General features: G+C 51.0%; 17 protein-coding genes. 10 read left to right on the top strand and 7 right to left on the bottom strand.

The window, feature by feature from the left end:
* Window positions 1–79: 79 nt before the first annotated feature.
* From VHA_RS04065 to VHA_RS04055, 3 genes are all read right to left on the bottom strand, one after another.
* Window positions 80–1,231: a glycerate kinase gene (locus VHA_RS04065; protein WP_005502089.1), complete on the bottom strand. Its 1,152-nt coding sequence runs from the start codon at window positions 1,229–1,231 to the stop codon at window positions 80–82.
* Window positions 1,232–1,252: 21 nt separating this feature from the next.
* On the bottom strand, window positions 1,253–2,611 hold the full coding sequence (locus VHA_RS04060; RefSeq protein WP_005502088.1) for a GntP family permease: 1,359 nt from the start codon (window positions 2,609–2,611) through the stop codon (window positions 1,253–1,255).
* A gap of 100 nt (window positions 2,612–2,711) precedes the next feature.
* The gene (locus tag VHA_RS04055) at window positions 2,712–3,857 is read right to left on the bottom strand and encodes a CdaR family transcriptional regulator (RefSeq protein ID WP_081455989.1); all 1,146 of its coding nucleotides are present in this window, start codon (window positions 3,855–3,857) and stop codon (window positions 2,712–2,714) included.
* A gap of 162 nt (window positions 3,858–4,019) precedes the next feature.
* Here VHA_RS04055 and VHA_RS04050 point away from each other — a divergent pair, with 162 nt between their 5' ends.
* The 6 genes from VHA_RS04050 (at window position 4,020) to VHA_RS04025 (ending at window position 10,175) form a co-directional block, all read left to right on the top strand.
* Complete coding sequence (locus VHA_RS04050; protein ID WP_040528176.1) at window positions 4,020–4,397, top strand: YacL family protein; 378 nt, start codon at window positions 4,020–4,022, stop codon at window positions 4,395–4,397.
* Between the two features lie 275 nt (window positions 4,398–4,672).
* Complete coding sequence (gene glnK, locus VHA_RS04045; RefSeq protein ID WP_005502084.1) at window positions 4,673–5,011, top strand: P-II family nitrogen regulator; 339 nt, start codon at window positions 4,673–4,675, stop codon at window positions 5,009–5,011.
* Window positions 5,012–5,032: 21 nt separating this feature from the next.
* Window positions 5,033–6,262 (top strand): ammonium transporter, encoded by a 1,230-nt coding sequence (locus tag VHA_RS04040; RefSeq protein WP_005502083.1) that lies wholly within the window; start codon window positions 5,033–5,035, stop codon window positions 6,260–6,262.
* Between the two features lie 163 nt (window positions 6,263–6,425).
* Window positions 6,426–7,442, top strand: a complete 1,017-nt coding sequence (locus VHA_RS04035; RefSeq protein WP_040528175.1) for a Fe(3+) ABC transporter substrate-binding protein — start codon at window positions 6,426–6,428, stop codon at window positions 7,440–7,442.
* Between the two features lie 76 nt (window positions 7,443–7,518).
* Window positions 7,519–9,150, top strand: a complete 1,632-nt coding sequence (locus VHA_RS04030) for an ABC transporter permease (protein ID WP_040528173.1) — start codon at window positions 7,519–7,521, stop codon at window positions 9,148–9,150.
* Window positions 9,147–10,175, top strand: a complete 1,029-nt coding sequence (locus VHA_RS04025) for an ABC transporter ATP-binding protein (protein ID WP_005502079.1) — start codon at window positions 9,147–9,149, stop codon at window positions 10,173–10,175. Before VHA_RS04030 ends, VHA_RS04025 begins: the two co-directional genes overlap by 4 nt.
* A gap of 58 nt (window positions 10,176–10,233) precedes the next feature.
* On the opposite strand, the gene VHA_RS04020 is transcribed toward VHA_RS04025, so the two are convergent.
* Entirely contained in the window at window positions 10,234–10,839 is a 606-nt protein-coding gene (locus tag VHA_RS04020; protein WP_005502077.1) for a TetR/AcrR family transcriptional regulator, read from the bottom strand.
* Window positions 10,840–11,077: 238 nt separating this feature from the next.
* Here VHA_RS04020 and hpt point away from each other — a divergent pair, with 238 nt between their 5' ends.
* Window positions 11,078–11,611, top strand: a complete 534-nt coding sequence (gene hpt / locus VHA_RS04015; RefSeq protein WP_005502076.1) for a hypoxanthine phosphoribosyltransferase — start codon at window positions 11,078–11,080, stop codon at window positions 11,609–11,611.
* Between the two features lie 78 nt (window positions 11,612–11,689).
* Here the strand turns inward: hpt and can are convergent, their stop codons facing one another.
* Window positions 11,690–12,337 carry a carbonate dehydratase gene (gene can, locus VHA_RS04010; protein WP_005502074.1) on the bottom strand — a complete coding sequence of 216 codons (648 nt, stop codon included), beginning with the start codon at window positions 12,335–12,337 and terminating at the stop codon, window positions 11,690–11,692.
* 342 nt (window positions 12,338–12,679) lie between these two features.
* Between can and VHA_RS04005 the strand changes: the two genes are divergently transcribed.
* The 3 genes from VHA_RS04005 to VHA_RS03995 are packed head-to-tail and all read left to right on the top strand — an operon-like array spanning window position 12,680 to window position 16,038.
* Window positions 12,680–14,332, top strand: a complete 1,653-nt coding sequence (locus tag VHA_RS04005; protein WP_005502072.1) for a SulP family inorganic anion transporter — start codon at window positions 12,680–12,682, stop codon at window positions 14,330–14,332.
* A 15-nt stretch (window positions 14,333–14,347) separates the two neighbouring features.
* Window positions 14,348–15,271, top strand: a complete 924-nt coding sequence (locus VHA_RS04000) for an ABC transporter ATP-binding protein (protein ID WP_005502070.1) — start codon at window positions 14,348–14,350, stop codon at window positions 15,269–15,271.
* Window positions 15,268–16,038, top strand: a complete 771-nt coding sequence (locus VHA_RS03995; protein ID WP_005502066.1) for an ABC transporter permease — start codon at window positions 15,268–15,270, stop codon at window positions 16,036–16,038. The genes VHA_RS04000 and VHA_RS03995 overlap by 4 nt, the downstream gene beginning before the upstream one ends.
* Before the next feature lie 50 nt (window positions 16,039–16,088).
* Here VHA_RS03995 and panC read toward each other — a convergent pair whose 3' ends face one another.
* Entirely contained in the window at window positions 16,089–16,967 is an 879-nt protein-coding gene (panC, locus tag VHA_RS03990) for a pantoate--beta-alanine ligase (protein WP_005502064.1), read from the bottom strand.
* A gap of 14 nt (window positions 16,968–16,981) precedes the next feature.
* A complete protein-coding gene (gene panB / locus VHA_RS03985) occupies window positions 16,982–17,776 on the bottom strand; it encodes a 3-methyl-2-oxobutanoate hydroxymethyltransferase (protein WP_005502062.1) in 795 nt (264 codons plus the stop codon).
* Window positions 17,777–17,818: the final 42 nt, after the last annotated feature.

Genomic DNA, 17,818 nt, shown 5'->3' with positions numbered 1-17,818 from the left:
TCCTGGGTCCTGGGTCCTGGGTCCTGGGTCCTGGGTCCTGGGTCCTGGGTCCTGGGTCCTGGGTCCTGGGTCCTGGGTCCTAGGTCCTAGGTCCTAGATTCAGGCTCAGTGCCAGTGTTCTCGCCACGTTTGCTGCCATGTTTTCAACATTGGCTGCACCTTCTTTGAGGGCATCTGTCAGTGCTAACGGACGCGGCACCACGCTGAATACCGCATCAATACCGTGCTCATGCACCACACTCACATCGTTGGACAGGCACCCGGCTATCCCAATCACCGGCAACCTGTACTGCTTGGCGCAGCGGGCGACGCCAATCGGGGTTTTACCGTGAATAGTCTGGCTGTCGATTCGCCCTTCTCCGGTGATCACCAGATCAGCATCTTTCAGCTGTTCTGACAGATTCACAGCATCCATGACAATGTCGATGCCCGGACGTAAGTCAGCATTAAAAATACCCATCAGGGCTGCCCCCATGCCACCTGCCGCGCCTGCACCGGCACGGTGTTTTACATCGCTGCCCAGTACGGATTTTATGATGTCTGCATAGTGCGAGAGATTGGCATCCAGAGTTTGAACCATTTCCGGTGTTGCCCCTTTTTGCGGGCCAAAAACTGCCGATGCGCCTTGCTCACCACAAAGGGGGTTATCGACGTCACAGGCAACTTCCAGCTTTATCTGGGACAGGCGAGGGTCCATCCCACTGCAATCGAGGGTATGCAGTTTGTTCAGCGCGCCGCCCCCTAAACCGATATCATTGCCGTCTGCATCCAGCAGTTTGACACCCAATGCCTGCGCCATGCCGGCGCCGCCATCGTTGGTGGCACTGCCGCCAATACCGACAATCAGGTGTCTGGCCCCTTTATCCAGCGCAGCCTTGATCAGCTCGCCGGTTCCAAAGCTGGTGGTGACCAGCGGGTTGCGCTGCGAAGGGGGAACCAGATGAAGGCCAGACGCTGCGGCCATTTCAATCACCGCCGTTTCCCCATCACCCAGAAGGCCAAAGAAGCTTTCAACGGGGGTACCAAGCGGGCCGGTGACGTTGATTGTGACGATCTGACCACCGGTTGCATCAACCAGTGACTGTACTGTGCCTTCGCCGCCGTCTGCCATGGGCAGTTTGGTATAGCGCCAGGAAGGAAAAACGTGTTTAAAACCATTTTCTATTGCCTGGGCGACTTCTGCGGCACTCAGGCTTTCTTTATAAGAGTCGGGGGCAATCACGACGTGCATTCTTGGGCTCCAAAAAGCAAATTACAGAAGTATCAAACTAAGGATGTAAACCGTGATAATACCGGTCACCCCCTGAATCAGGGTGGCAACGGTTTGCGCACGGTATGCTGTGCTGACAGACATTTTGCTGAACTGGGTAACGACCCAGAAGAAACTGTCATTGGCGTGTGAAACGGTCATGGCACCGGCACCAATCGCTAACACGGTCAACACCCGTCCCATCTCAGAGGCAAGGCCAAGATCGCCAAGCAATGGGGCAACCAGTGCGGAGGTGGTAACCAGAGCAACGGTTGATGAACCCTGTGCTGACTTCAATGCCGCTGACACAATAAATGGCATGAAAAGGCCGATGCCCAGTGTTGATAACGCCTCGCCAAGTTGTGGGCCAACACCGGTTGCTTTAAGCACCGCACCAAATGCGCCGCCGGCACCGGTGATCAAAAGGATCGGGGCTGCGGTTGAAATAGCATCAGCAACCTGTGCTGTCAGGGCTTCCCCTTTGGTCGGTTTTTCCTCAGAGGTTTTCACCAAAGGCAGGGCAATAAACAGGCCGACAACCAGTGCACTAAGCGGTGCGCCAAAGAAGGCCAGAACGGTTTTCAGTATGCCGTCTCCAAGAGGTGCGCTGGGATAGTTAGCGATAGAGCCCAGGCAGATCAGAAGGATGGGGATCAATATGGGTGAAAAAGCCTGGGTTGCGGTCGGCAGTGTGCCATAACGGGCTTTAAGTGCTTCGTAGCTTTCTGCCACTTCGTCATCTTCGCCACACGTATAACGTGATGAGGCAATGTTTGCCCAGAGTAAGCCTGCCAATGCTGTTACTGCGGCCACAATCAAACCAAGACCAATGACCAGGCCCAGATTGTTGGTGAGATCAAGGTTACCCGCGGCAGCGATCGGTCCGGGAGTCGGTGGGACAAAGGTGTGTGTGGCATAGAGACCGGTAGCCAGCGCGACGCTCATACCGACGGCAGAGACACCCATACGCTTGGTCATCGCCCGCTTCAGTGAATTGAGGATCACATACCCTGAGTCGCAAAATACCGGAATAGAAACCAGATAACCAATCAATGACATGGTCAGGCGGGGGAAGCGTTCACCCAGCAGTTTGATGATGGTATCCGCCATGGTAATGGCAGCACCGGAGCGCTCCAGAATGGTGCCGATAAGGGTTCCGAGCATGATCACCAGGCCGATATAACCGAGAATACCACCAAAACCACCGCTGATGGTTTTGGCGATATTTTCCAGTGGGAGGCCAGAGAGCAATGCGGTTAGAAAGGCAGCGCCAAGCAGTGCCAGAAAGGGGTGAATCTTAAATTTGGATGTTGATAGCACCACAAAGGCGATGGCTATCAATAACACGATAACGAGTTCCATGAGTAAGTCTCCTTGTAGGGTTGTCACATCTTGTTATGTTGTTATCGTGTGTATTTTCCAGACTGATATTGATGAAAACTATGTTTTAATCTACAAAATATCACCCTTCTAGATTATATTTTTTGTTTATTTCAACAATCCATTGTGATGTCGGTTTGATCGTTAATGCTGCGTAAAGCAGCCCTTTTTGCTGAAAATTTGTCAGCGACAGGCCGGTACACTCCTCAATTTGCTTCAGGCGGTACCGCACCGTGTTGGGATGAACATACAAAGATGACGCCGTTTTATCGATATCACTGTTGTGAATGAACCAGGCGCGCAAGGTCGTGAGCAGATCCGGGCTTTTTCCTTCGATGGGCCTGAGGATGTTGTTGATCTGCCTAAGTTTCCACGACTCTGACACCGGGTTTAGCAACGCGGCAAGCGGGTAATCCGAGAGCCTGGCCTGGTGGATGTTATCCTGCAAGCCATTGAGGACAGAGCACAGCCCGAAAAAAGTATTGCGTATTTCGTCAATGTCAGAGACCGGATCACTGAACACCCACCGACACCGGTTGGCAACGGGGAGCTGTTTTAACAGTCGCTGGATATTTTTTTCCCAGTACTGGTTGAGTGTCTCCGGCTTTTTACCTTGAAGCGGCACTAAAACCACCAAGATCACGCCACTGCAACTGGCTTTGAGGATGTGAGGATGGATGGGTGTCAGTTGCGTGGTGAGGGTGCGCTGGTCAACATCAATAGGATGCTGGCAAAGGGCGACACCGTAGGGTGTATCCAAATTCACGTTCAGCTTGCCAGCCAGCGAGCGTAAGTGATCTTCGTGGGTTTCATGGTATAACCATTGGAGAACAAACTCTTCTTTTCTGGTTTCACTCCATCGCAACAGATCGAGTTCATGTGCATGTTCTACTGTCATTTCCGCTGCCATGCGAACCAGCTCACCATACTGCCTGACAGCCTCCAGCTTTCCGGATATCCCAACCACACCGATGGCCTGCTCCTTAAAAAAGATTGGCAGGTTAACCCCCGGTTTTACCCCCCACATGTTGTGTTGCATCTCTTCGGTAATCTCAATAGTCCGTTTTTCCGACAAGGCGAGAATGGCGCCTTCATGACGCTGATGAAGCCGGGAGTGATCTGTTGAGGCAATGATATAACCTTGTTCATCCATCACGTTGAGCGCGTTATTTATAATCTTTATCGCGCGTTGGACAATGGCATTGGCTAAGTCTGGCGTAATCTTCATGGATAAGGTGCGAATGAGTGTCGACGATGATCACTAGGTTACTTTTCGCAAATAGCAACACGCCCAACAGAAAGCCAATTTTGTGACCTGTATGGGTGAAAAAACGCATTGCATCTTTAAAGAGAATATCAACAATGACCTCTCAATAACCGGAGGGTACCTGTGGACTACGAATTTCGACGTAATACTTTAGACGACAGCTTTCATGCTGAGCTCTCTATGGGGCATGAAGCCCTGGGGCGCTGGCTGATGGATGAGTTGGGAACCGATCATGATGCCATTGATGAGGTACTGGAAAACCTGAACCGGGTGATGCAGCAAGGTGGCGAGTGGTTGCGTCCCGGTAAGGTGTTTCACCTGCAACTGACACAGGAAGAGGCGCTTGTGCAGGCCAACAGTGTCATGGAAGGTGGCGAAGAAGAGATGCCGGATGTGGATTTGCACGCTTATGAGGAAGAGAGCGTGTCATTGTGTGGTCCGGAAGACCTTTTGTCAGTGCTTGAAGCCTGGCAAGACTTTATCCGTCGCTACGGACGTTAATCCCCTTATTTTAAAATCTAACGGAAAGGATCTCCGTTGGTTTACCTTTCACTTTTTCCTGTTTTTATTTCCTATGTCCCTTTTTAGTGCATGGTTTGGGAGAGGATCTTTTCTGCCTGATCACGGTGAAAGTGGAGCACCAAAATGGTGCAGCATAAGTGCGTTATTTTTAAAATTTCATATAACTTACTGAATATAAATATAAATAAAAATTGGCACACCATTTGTTTGTTTCTTGTCCAGAGCGAAATTAAATCAGGATCAAGGAGACGGCAATGAAATTGATCAACGCAATTATCAAACCCTTCAAGCTCGATGATGTGCGTGAAGCATTGGCCGAAGTCGGCGTGGATGGGATGACAGTAACGGAAGTCAAAGGTTTTGGCCGTCAGAAAGGGCATACAGAGCTCTATCGTGGTGCGGAATACCAGGTGGACTTCCTGCCGAAAGTAAAATTGGAAATTGCTGCACATAGCGAAAATGTGGATGACATTATCGACGCTATCAGTAAGGCGGCGCAGACCGGAAAAATTGGTGACGGAAAGATTTTTGTTTATGACCTCCAGCAAGCGGTACGTATCCGTACCGGCGAGATGGATGCAGAAGCGATTTAAGGGTTAGGGGAGGAAGTAAAGATGGAACTGACAACAACTGTGACAGAGCTGCGTTATGCGCTCGATACCTTTTTCTTTTTAATGTCAGGTGCGCTGGTGATGTGGATGGCTGCAGGCTTTGCCATGCTGGAAGCCGGGTTGGTGCGCTCGAAAAACACCACAGAAATTCTCACCAAGAACATCTGCCTATATGCCATTGCCTGTACGACGTATTTGCTGGTGGGCTACAACATCATGTATGTCGACAACACGGAAGGTGGATGGCTGCCATCGTTCGGTGCCTTGATTGGCACCCAAAGCGAAGGGGCGGATCACTCTCTTGAATCAGACTTTTTCTTCCAGGTTGTCTTTGTTGCAACGGCAATGTCTGTGGTGTCTGGTGCGGTGGCTGAGCGGATGAAGTTGTGGGCTTTCCTGGCATTTTCCGTGGTACTGACGGCGTTTATCTACCCTATGGAAGGTTACTGGACGTGGGGCGGCGGTTTCCTGTCACAAGCGGGTTTCAGTGATTTTGCCGGCTCAGGTATCGTTCACATGGCGGGCGCAGCAGCGGCACTGGCTGGGGTTCTCCTGCTTGGTGCCCGGAAAGGAAAATATGGCAAGAATGGCCAAATCTATCCGATTCCTGGTTCAAACCTGCCACTGGCAACATTGGGTACCTTCATTCTGTGGTTCGGCTGGTTTGGTTTTAACGGCGGTTCACAACTGATGGTGTCTGACTTTGAAAACGCGACAGCAGTGGGACAGATTTTCCTGAACACCAACGCTGCGGCAGCAGCGGGTGCCATTGTAGCGCTGGCTGTGTGTAAGGCAACGTGGGGTAAAGCCGATTTGACCATGGTTTTGAACGGTGCGCTGGCAGGGCTTGTTGCCATTACCGCTGACCCTCTTTCTCCGGCTCCGGTTGCCGCTCTGACTATCGGTGGTCTGTCGGGGGCACTGGTAGTGATCAGTATTGTTGGTCTGGATAAACTGAAAATTGACGATCCTGTAGGTGCAATTTCGGTGCACGGCACCTGCGGCCTGTTTGGTCTGTTGGCTGTTCCTTTCAGCAATGCCGACGCGACATTCGGTGCACAAATTTTCGGGGCGGCGGTTATCTTCGTCTGGGTATTCGGTGCGAGCCTTGCTGTGTGGGCGCTATTGAAAGCGACAATGGGTATCCGTGTCACTGAAGAGGAAGAACTTGAAGGCATGGATTCGCATGACTGTGGTGTTGATGCTTACCCAGAATTTGTCAGTGTGAGATAAGCGGTAACAGTCACTGTTGGTATCGGGGCCCTGCATTTTATGATGCAGGGCCCTTTTTTAGATAGGCTGTTTGCACAATCTATTGCGCACACAGGGATGATGTGTATACTAATCTAATTGATAAACGTTATCATTTAAATTTGCGCTTTAGGAAGTCAAGGATATGAAAAAGTTGCTGTCTGCATCTGCGTTGATGCTTGGGGTTATGGGTACTGGCGTAGCGCAAGCTGCAGAAGAAGTTAATGTCTACTCCTATCGTCAGCCATTTCTGATTGAGCCGATGCTGGATGCATTTACGAAAGAAACGGGCATCAAGGTAAACGTAAAGTTTGCCAAAGAGGGGTTGGCAGAAAAGCTGCAACAGGAAGGTGAATACAGCCCAGCAGATGTTTTGCTGACGGTTGATATCGCACGTCTGAAAGAACTGGATAACAAAGATTTGGTTCAGGCCCTGGACAGTGAAGTGATTGAAAGCAACGTTCCTGCCCAGTTCCGTGACAGTAATGATCGCTGGTTTGCCCTGACATTGCGTGCCCGTGGTGTGTACTCGTCACGCGATCGTGTTGGTAAGCTGGGTAACGACTTTGATTATATGGATCTGGCTAAGCCTGAATTTAAAGGAAAAATCTGTACTCGTTCAGGTAAACACCCCTACAATGTGTCATTGATCTCTGCTGTTATCGCCAACCACGGTGAAGCAGAAGCGAAAGCTTGGCTGGAAGGTGTGAAAGCGAATCTGGCACGTAAGCCTCAAGGCAACGACCGCGCACAAGTGAAAGCTATTTCTGAAGGTCTGTGCGACGTTTCTCTAGGTAACAGTTACTATCTGGGCAAAATGTTAGCAGATGAGAAGCAAGTTCCCTGGGCTGAAAGTGTTTACCTGAACTATCCGGGCCAGAATGCGAATGGTACCCACGTAAACGTGAGTGGCATGGCAATGGCGAAATACGCACCGAACAAAGAAAACGCACAAAAACTGATGGAGTTTTTGACGTCAGATGTGGCACAGAAGATGTACGCGGAACTGAACTATGAAGATCCAGTGAAGCCAGGCGTAGCGAGCTCTGAACTGGTTGCTTCCTGGGGAGAGTACCGTGCAGATGACTTGTCTTTGGAACGCATTGCTGAGAACCATGAGAAAGCAATGAAGCTTCTGGACGAAGTGAAGTTTGATCTGTAAGTCACAAAACCTGTATAGCTAAGGGGGAAGGTGCTTCCCTCTTTTGCTGTATTCTGACGCCATAATGTTGTAGGCAATGTTAGAACAGAACCGATTTTTGAAAACCAGTAGTTGGGCTTTTTCCCTGCTGCTGGTTTTGCCTATTTTGGCGATTTTTTATACTGCGCTGGGTGAGTCCGATGACGTTTTTGGTCATCTGGTGTCGACGGTGATGGGGACCTATGCCCTCAACACCACGCTTCTGGTGACAGGCACGGTATCACTGGCCTTGCTGATGGGGATCCCGTCAGCCTGGTTGTTGGCGAATTACGCGATTCCTGGTGACCGCTGGTTGCAGTGGGCGTTGGTTCTGCCACTGGCGATGCCGGGGTATATTGTCGGTTATATTTATACCGATTGGTTCGACTATGCTGGCCCCATTCAGTTACTTCTCCGTGACCTCACCGGCTGGACATCTGCTGCCCAGTACTGGTTCCCTGATTTACGTACCTTGCCCGGCGCCTGTTTTGTACTGGCATTGGTGCTTTATCCTTACGTTTACCTGCTTGCCCGAGCGGCGTTTATGGAACAAAGCCTGACGCTGACACAATCTGCGCGCCTCTTGGGTTGTACGCCGACACAGAGTTTTCTCCGGGTCTCCCTGCCACTTGCCCGCCCGGCGATTGCCGTCGGCGCATCCCTGGTGGCTATGGAATCGCTGGGGGATTATGGCACGGTCAGTTATTTTGCGGTCAGCACCCTCACAACCGCGGTGTATGACACCTGGCTGGGGTATTCCAACCTTAATGCCGCAGCAAAAATTTCAGCCATCATGCTGGTGGTGATTTTCCTTCTGATCAGCAGTGAACGTTACAGCCGCCGCAAACAAAAGCTTTTCAGCCAGAATGTTTCGCCAGACACCATCACCAAGTCATCATTGCGTGGCAAGTACAAAGTGATCGCAACGGTGTGGTGCTGGGGGCTGTTTATGACTGCTTTTGCCGCACCACTTGGCCAGTTGCTGATTTATGCCTGGGATTACCATTCCAGCAGTTCTATCGAAGAATTTGCCCAGTACAGTGTCAACAGCCTTTATGTATCATTGATTGCAGCAGTGCTCGCCCTGATCATTGCACTGCTGGTGAATTTTTATAAGCGTCTTGCTGGCAATGCAGCCAGTAATGTCCCTATCCGTATGGCGTCAATGGGTTATGCGGTACCAGGAACTGTGTTGGCCATTGGTGTACTGATTTTCCTGACCAGTGCCGACCACATGATGAATGATCTGACCAACGCGATGGGGTGGGGTAGGCCTGGCTTGATTCTTTCTGGCACTATGTTCGCCATGTTGACGGCTTTTGTGGTACGTTTCAGTGCAGTTGCTATAGGCAGTGTAGAGTCAAGCCTTGCCAAAGTATCGCCGTCATTGGATATGGCCGCCCGAACCATGGGATGCAACGCGCGAAGCATGATTCAGCGTGTGCAATTGCCACTCATCCGCCGTGGTTGCCTGATTGCAATGTTGCTGGTGTTTATCGAGTCGATGAAAGAACTCAACGCGGCATTGCTGTTGCGTCCTTTCAACTTCGAAACCCTAGCGACCTATGTGTTTAACTACGCCTCTGACGAGCACCTCGAATACGCGGCACTGCCTGCGGTGCTGCTGGTGCTGGTGGGACTGATACCTCTGATCATGATTAACCGTTCTCTGGAGCAAAGCCACTCATGAGTTGTGCACTGACCGTCAACAACCTGATTTGTCGATATAACGGCCAGGCAGTGTTGAATGATCTCACGTTCCGCGTTGAGAAAGGTGAAATTGTCTGCTTGCTGGGCGCGAGTGGCTGTGGCAAAACCACCTTACTGAAAGCCATTGCGGGCCTGCTGCCACTGGATGCCGGTGAGGTGAGAATTAACTGCCGTCAGATTGTGGGGGAAGGGGTAAGTGTGCCGCCTGAGCAGCGCAATATCGGCATGATTTTCCAGGACTACGCCTTATTCCCGCACCTGACCGTGGCGGAAAATGTGGCCTTTGGTCTCAAAGGCTGGGACAAGGTCGCAATAAAGGCGCGTGTCAATGAAATGCTGGCACTGGTGAAACTGGATGGTTTGGGGAAACGTTATCCACATCAGCTTTCTGGTGGACAGCAGCAACGTGTCGCGATTGCCCGTGCGCTCGCCAGTAAACCAGACTTGCTATTGTTAGATGAACCTTTCTCTAACATTGATACCCAGGTGCGCCACAGCCTGATCAAAGAAATTCGCAAGATCTTTAAAGAGCAAGGCGTCACAGCAATCTTCGTCACCCACAGCCGCGAAGAAGCGTTTGCATTTGCAGATAAACTCGCGGTGATGAACAAAGGCGTGATTGAACAATACGGCAGTGCAACTGAGCTTTACTACCGGCCGAGCAGCCGTTTTGTCGCCGATTTCCTGGGGCATGGCTCTTATGTGCCGGTGTCTGTCAACGGTGACCGGAAAATGTACACACCGCTGGGGGAGTGGCCGGTTGAGCAAGCTGCAAATGGTGATGCACTTGAGTGGCTAATCAGGCCGCAGAACCTTTCCATTACCCCCGATGAAGCAGGTAACGGGGTAGTGAGTGATGTGCAGTTTATGGGGGACAACTGTCGTTACCTGGTTGATGTCAATGGCCAGTGTTTGATGGTCTATTCCAACCAGTTGCTCGATATGGGTGACAAAGTTCGTCTCGATATCAGGCCGCATCCGCCGGTGCTGTTTGAAGCCAGCTAATCACGACGTACGAAAAAACCGGCAGAAGCCGGTTTTTTTGGTCGGAGCAATGTTTACCTCAGTGGCCGCATAACATATCAATATAACCATCGGCCTGGCGGATCAGTGCGTCTTTATCCGGTTGCTGGTGGGTTTGCAGATAAAGAATGTAGCAGACACCATCAAAAAGGCGTGCCAGTTCAGTAGCAGAGCGGCGCTCAGGGAGCGCGCCTTCCTCAATGCTATGGGCAAACAGTGCCGTATACAGGTCCAGCACCACATTCTTGCCTTCCACGAAGTTCGGCCAGATATCTTCACGAATTGACGTGCTCCATTCGTACCATACCTTTAACCATTCTTCGTCAGCCAGTGCTGCGTCAATCAATGCCGAGGTAACAAAAGAGAGTGAATTACGAACATTGTTTTTACCCAGATAGAGATGGCGCGTAATGATTTGCTGGAATTCGATTTCTGCGGCTTTTAGCACTGCATCAACGAGGTCTTCACGGGTGGGAAAATAATTAAACACAGTCGCGACTGAGACCTGTGCTATATCGGCAATATCTGCATGTCCTGCGCGCCCGATGCCGCGTTTGGAAAACACTTCCAGCGCATAGCCGAGCAGTTGTTCTTTTCTCTGCTCAGGCGACAAACGGGTTCTGGTACGTCCATTTGATGTAGTCATCCTGGTTCCTGCCAACTTGTTTCGAAACAGAATTGCCTCAATATGGCAATCTTTCTATTAGGGTCTTTCTTTACAACTGCTTGATGAGTGTACAACAGCAACCAGTTGCTTAACAATGACCATGCATAATTGGTCGACGAAATTTTGACGTGTATCGAGTAGGATCAAAACGGGGGCAGTGATAGAATGTGCGACCTCATTACACAGGTAGTCTGGCGGATAACCGTCGAGGGTTAGAATGAAACATACCGTAGAAGTGATGATTTCAGAGCAGGAAGTCCAGCAGCGTGTAAAAGCGTTGGGTGCTGAAATCACTGAACATTATAAAGATTCTCAGGACCTGGTCTTGGTTGGCCTGTTACGTGGTTCTTTCGTCTTTATGGCTGACTTGGCGCGTGCTATTGATCGCCCACACTCAGTCGATTTTATGACCGCATCCAGCTACGGCAATGCAATGGAAAGCAGCCGCGATGTACGCATCCTGAAAGATCTGGACGACGACATCAAAGGAAAAGATGTGCTGTTGGTGGAAGACATTATCGACACGGGCAATACCCTGAGCAAAGTCTGTGACATCCTGTCTATTCGCGAGCCGAACTCGATCCGTATCTGCACACTGCTTGATAAGCCTGAACGCCGTGAAGTCGATGTCCATGTGGATTGGTATGGTTTTAAGATCCCGGATGAGTTTGTCGTCGGTGTTGGTATCGACTATGCGCAGAAGTATCGCCATCTGCCGTATATCGGTAAAGTGGTTCCGCTGGAAGATTGATTTCTCCTGCAAAGCATGAAAAAAGCGATCTCCGGATCGCTTTTTGGCTATTTAAAGCATCTGCGCGGTTATGGCAGATTAGTTGGGAACCAGTTCGGCCATGGCCGCTTCATACCCGGCTTCCAGCGTTTGCAGGTTGTTCGCCGTCATCCCCAAATCTTTCAGTACGCCATCACTGATGTCATAAAACCAGCCGTGGACCTTAACGTCCTGCCCGCGCTCCCATGCTGAGCGCAGTATCGTCGAATTTCCCAGGTTATAGACCTGCTCTGCCACGTTGATCTCACACAGTCGGTTACCTTGTTCTTCCAGGCTCAGTGAACTCAGGTATTTTTTATGCTTACGGTAGAGATCGCGGATATGCAGCAGCCAATTATTGATAAGCCCCAGCTCCTGATTTTCAATCGCAGCATGTACGCCACCACAGCGATAATGGCCACAAATGATAATGTGCTTTACCTTGAGCACGTCAACGGCGTATTGCACCACTGACAGGCAGTTGAGGTCGGTGTGGATCACCTGGTTGGCAACGTTTCGGTGCACGAAAAGCTCGCCAGAGTCCAAGCCGGTCAGTCGCTCTGCCGGTACTCGGCTGTCAGCACACCCTATCCAGAGGTATTCGGGATGTTGGGATTGGGCCAGCTCAGCAAAATAGGCAGGGTTGTCTTCCTTGATGGTTTTCGACCATTTCACATTGTTAGAGAAAAGTTGCTTGATTTGTGCCATGGTGCCCCCTAAAAAATGCTGAGCGAGACTATACACCACAACTGATAATAATTAGATACAATTTAACCATTTCCACGCAACGTATTAACTCCTCCTACCAGCAACATGGTTGATATAACGGATCCCTTGTTGCACCGTTGAACGGTATACTGAGGACGCTGAACTGCCTATCCTTCAATCAGTTGGGTGCAAAATATCTGACCTTTTCGCAATGCGTGGTAATAGACCGTGGCAAACGGTGTTTTTCATGCCGTGAAGGCGGGCAGCAAAAAAACAGTCCCAAGCCTGACTGGGTAACCCGGCAATTCGCCGAAAAAAGGAAGCATTAAAAGGGAGCACGTTGTGAATTTCGACCGGTTTAAACACTGGAGTTTGAAAGGCGACATTTTCGGCGGTGTCACGACTGCCATTATTTCTCTTCCCCTGGCACTGGCATTTGGTGTCGCATCCGGCGCAGGTGCGGAAGCTGGTTTGTGGGGCGCGATTCTTGTTGGTCTATTTGCTGCGCTGTTTGGCGGTTCGTCCACTCTGATTTCTGAACCGACGGGCCCAATGACAGTGATCATGACCGCGGTCCTGACCTCGATGATGGCCCGTTACCCGGAAACTGGCATTGCCATGGCTTTTACCGTAGTGATGATGGCGGGGGCATTCCAGATTCTTTTGGGCACGCTGAAGCTCGGAAAATACGTTACCCTGATGCCATACAGCGTGGTGTCGGGCTTTATGTCAGGCATCGGTGTGATTCTGATTTTGCTGCAAATCAGCCCGCTGCTTGGACACGCGGCCCCTCCGGGCGGGGTACTCGGAACGATTCAGGCATTACCGGAAACGGTATCTAACCTCAGCGTCAGGGAGCTGTTTCTGGGGCTGCTGACGTTGGGGATCTTGTTCTATTTCCCGAAAAAATACCGTAAGTATGTTCCCGCACAACTGGTCGCTTTGGTGGCAGTCACTCTGCTCTCAGTGCTGTTTTTTGATCCCGGCAGTATTCGCCGCATCGGTGAAATTCCAACCGGGCTTCCTTCTATCGTCCTGCCGACCTTCACGCCCGAGTTACTCACTACCATGGTGATTGATGCCTTGGTGCTGGGGACGTTGGGTTGTATTGATACCTTGCTGACCGCAGTGATTGCCGACTCCCTGACAAGGGAAGAGCATAACTCGGATAAAGAACTGCGCGGCCAGGGTATTGCCAATATGATTTCCGGCCTGTTTGGAGCGCTGCCTGGCGCCGGCGCCACCATGGGAACCGTGGTCAATGTGCAGGTTGGCGCGCGCTCACCTTTGGCGGGTATTGTCCGGGCGCTTATCCTTGCTGCCGTGGTGTTGGTCGCGGGCTTTCTCACTGAACCTATTCCGATGGCGGTGCTGGCGGGTATTGCCCTGTATGTGGGGATTAACATTCTTGACTGGAGTTTCCTGCAACGCGCCCATAAAGTAAGCCTGCATCAAACCGCGATCATGTATGGTGTGATGGCGCTGACAGTATTTGTTGACTTGATTGTGGCGGTAGGACTGGGTGTCTTTATTTCAAACATTATTGTGATAGAGCGGCTTAGCCGTGAGCAGGCCAAACAGGTGAAAGCCATCAGTGATGCAGATGACGATGATGTTCCCCTGTCAGATGAAGAACGGGCATTATTGGATGAATCTGATGGCAAGGTATTGTTTTTCTATCTCTCAGGCCCAATGATCTTCAGCGTGTCCAAAGCCATCTCCCGACAACATACCCGGATTGGCGATTATCGCGTAATGATTCTGGATTTGAGTGATGTGCCTTTGATTGACATGACCGTGGGGCTGGCGCTGGAAAACGCCATTGCTGATGCCCGCGAAGCAAACTGTACGGTGTTCTTGCTCAGCCCACATGAGCAGACCACCGAGCAACTTAAGCGTCTCCATGTTGGCAACTGGGTTGCTGACACACATATGTTCGATTCCCGTTATGATGCACTTTATGCCGCCAAGCGGTTAACGGAAGTCATGCCTTAAAAGAAAAATAACGCAATGAAAGCAATAGAAATCGACAATCTGGTCAAAACCTATGGCACAGATGTCAAAGCGCTGAAGGGGATATCTCTTTCTGTTCAGGAAGGCGATTTTTACGCTCTGCTCGGCCCAAACGGTGCCGGAAAATCAACCACCATTGGCATTCTCAGCTCTCTGGTTAACAAAACCGCCGGCAAAGTCAAAATCTTTGGCTATGACATCGATACCGATCTGGTTGAGGCGAAAAAACAAATTGGATTGGTGCCACAGGAGTTTAATTTCAACCAATTTGAGAAAGTTGAGCAAATTGTGGTGAACCAGGCCGGTTACTACGGTGTGGAGCGTGACGAAGCCAAACGCCGCGCCAGAAAGTACCTCAGCCAGTTGGATCTTTGGGATAAACGCAACGAGTCTGCCCGCAACTTGTCCGGCGGCATGAAGCGTCGGCTTATGATTGCCCGTGCATTGATGCATGAACCGAAACTATTGATTCTGGATGAGCCGACAGCCGGGGTAGACATTGAACTTCGTCGCTCGATGTGGACATTCCTGCAAGATATCAACAAACAGGGCATCACCATCATCCTGACTACCCACTATCTGGAAGAGGCGGAAATGCTGTGCCGGAACATTGGCATTATTAACCGGGGGGAGCTGATTGAGGATACCTCGATGAAGGCGCTGCTGAAAAAGCTCGATGTGGAAACCTTTATTCTCGATTTGGTGCCGGACAGCAGGGTAGAGCACTTGGAAGGGGTGAAATGGGTGCAGCTTGATGACCATACCCTGGAAGTGGATGTCCATAAAGATACTGGATTGAACACAGTGTTTGAACAATTGTCAGCCCAGGGCATCAAGGTGCTCTCTATGCGCAATAAAGCCAACCGTCTGGAAGAGCTTTTCGTGACTCTGATTCGTGAAAATGCGGAGGCCAAAGCGTGAATAAACTGTATTGGGTAGCGTTTAAGAGCCTTATCATCAAAGAAGTGACCCGCTTCACCCGTATCTGGGTACAGACGCTGGTGCCACCGGCGATCACCATGACCCTGTATTTCATCATTTTCGGTAACCTGATAGGCAGCCGGATTGGTGAGATGGGGGGCTTCAGTTACATGGCCTACATTGTGCCGGGCCTTATTATGATGTCGGTGATCACCAACTCCTATTCCAACGTCGCTTCGTCGTTTTTCAGTGCCAAAATGCACCGCAATATTGAAGAGCTGATGGTTGCACCGGTGCCCAACTACATCATTATTGGCGGTTATGTTGGCGGTGGCGTTGCGCGTGGACTGGCCGTCGGGCTGATGGTCTCTATGGTGTCGCTGTTCTTTGTCGATTTAAACATTGCCCATCTTGGTGTGATTGTTGCCACCGTGATCCTGACATCTGTGGTGTTTTCCCTGGGTGGTCTTATCAATGCGGTGTTTGCCAATAGCTTTGACGATATCAGCATTATCCCGACCTTCGTGCTGACGCCGCTGACCTATCTGGGTGGCGTATTCTATTCGCTCTCGCTGCTGCCTGAATTCTGGCAGGGGGTGTCCAAGCTGAACCCGATTGTCTATATGGTCAATGCCTTCCGCTATGGATTCCTTGGCGTATCGGATGTGAACATCACAACATCTTTTGCAGTGCTCGGACTGTTTGTTGTCGTGCTTTACAGCCTGGCCTGGTACCTCATCAGCCGCGGGATTGGTCTGAGAAGCTAAGACAGTGCAGACGAAAAAAAACCGCCGCTGGCGGTTTTTTTTTTACAGGCTTATTCTTCGCTGTCGTCGCTGACTTGTGGTGTCAAATCGACAGTCAGATTGTCGATAAGCCGGACTTGCCCCAGGAAGGCTGAAGCCAGGATCACGGCTTTGCTGGTGTGTTCGGTGATGGCCTGCAGGGTATGAGCATCACGGATGAAGATTTCATCTGGCTCCAGACCGGCAGCACGCAGTTGGTCGTTTCCGTCCAATACCAGTTCACTGTAATCATTGCGGCCACCGCGCATCTGGCTGCTGATCCAGCGCAGGGTTTTCGCAAGGACTGGCGCACGCTGGCGCTCATCCACGGTCAGGCGGCTATTGCGGCTGCTCATTGCCAGTCCGTCCATTTCGCGTACGGTGGCAACAGAAATGATCTCGATAGGCAGGCAGAGATCCTCCACCATTTTCCTGATCACCGCGAGCTGTTGGAAATCTTTCTCACCAAAACAGGCAACATCCGGTTGCACCATATTGAACAGTTTGCTGACAACCGTTGCCACCCCCCTGAAATGACCCGGACGGGATGCGCCTTCCAGCACACCTGACACGCCCGGCACATCGACAAAGGTATGGTTGTCCATGCCTTTGGGGTACATCACCTCGGCGGTGGGGGTGAATACCAGTTCAACACCTTCACAGTTCAGCTTGGCAATGTCTTCATCCAGTGTGCGCGGGTATGCCGCCAGATCGTCGGCTTTATCAAACTGCATGGGGTTGACGAAGATGCTGACAACAACGACGTCGGCATTTTCACGTGCCCGTCGTACCAAGGTCAGGTGACCGTCGTGCAGATGGCCCATCGTAGGGACAAACGCGATGCGTTGCCCTTCACGTCGCCATTGCAGAACCTGTTCACGTAATGGGGCAATCTCAGCGATTACTTGCATTTTATCGGCATTCCTTAGTTAAACGTCTGTTCAGGGCCAGGGAACTCACCGCTTGCCACTTCTTCAATATAGCGCGACACCGCCTGACGCATGTCGCCTGTTTCTTTCAGGTAGTTTTTGGAAAAACGTGGGATGTAGTTGGCAGAGATGCCAAACATGTCGTGCATCACCAGTATTTGACCGTCTGTTACATTACCAGCACCAATACCAATGACAGGGACGCCGACAGCATCTGTGATGCGCGCTGCCAATGCTTTTGGCACGCACTCCAGCAAGATGATTTGCGCACCGGCTTTTTCCAGCGCCAGAGCATCCTGAACCATTTGTTCTGCTTGGTCTTCGTCGCGACCCTGGATTTTAAAACCGCCGAAGATATTGATGGACTGTGGGGTAAGGCCAAGGTGTGCACACACTGGCACGGCTCGCTGGGTCAGCATGGTAACGGTTTCAGCCAACCAGGCGCCGCCTTCCAGTTTGACCATATTTGCGCCCGCCTGCATCAGTACCGCTGCGTTTTTACAGGCTTGTTCAGGCGTAGCATAAGACATAAAAGGCATGTCAGCCATCAGCAGGCAATTGGGACTGCCAGCACGCACACTGCGGGTGTGGTAGGCAATCTCATCCACCGTAACGGAGAGGGTGTCACCTTTACCTTGTAAAACCATGCCAAGGGAGTCGCCAACCAGCAACACCGGCATGTCCTGCTCTTCAAATAATTGGGCAAAACTGGCGTCATACGCCGTTGCCGAGGCAAATTTACGTCCTTCTTGCTTCCATGCCATCAAGGTGTTAATCGTCACTTTTTTCATCTTGTCTCCCAAACCCTGCTTGTTTCGCTAAAGTGCCGAGGC

It is taken from the genome of Grimontia hollisae CIP 101886 (assembly GCF_000176515.1).
Classification (GTDB): domain Bacteria; phylum Pseudomonadota; class Gammaproteobacteria; order Enterobacterales; family Vibrionaceae; genus Enterovibrio; species Enterovibrio hollisae.
Note: the sequence above shows the minus strand (reverse complement) of the source record. Positions and strands in the feature narration are given on the sequence as shown.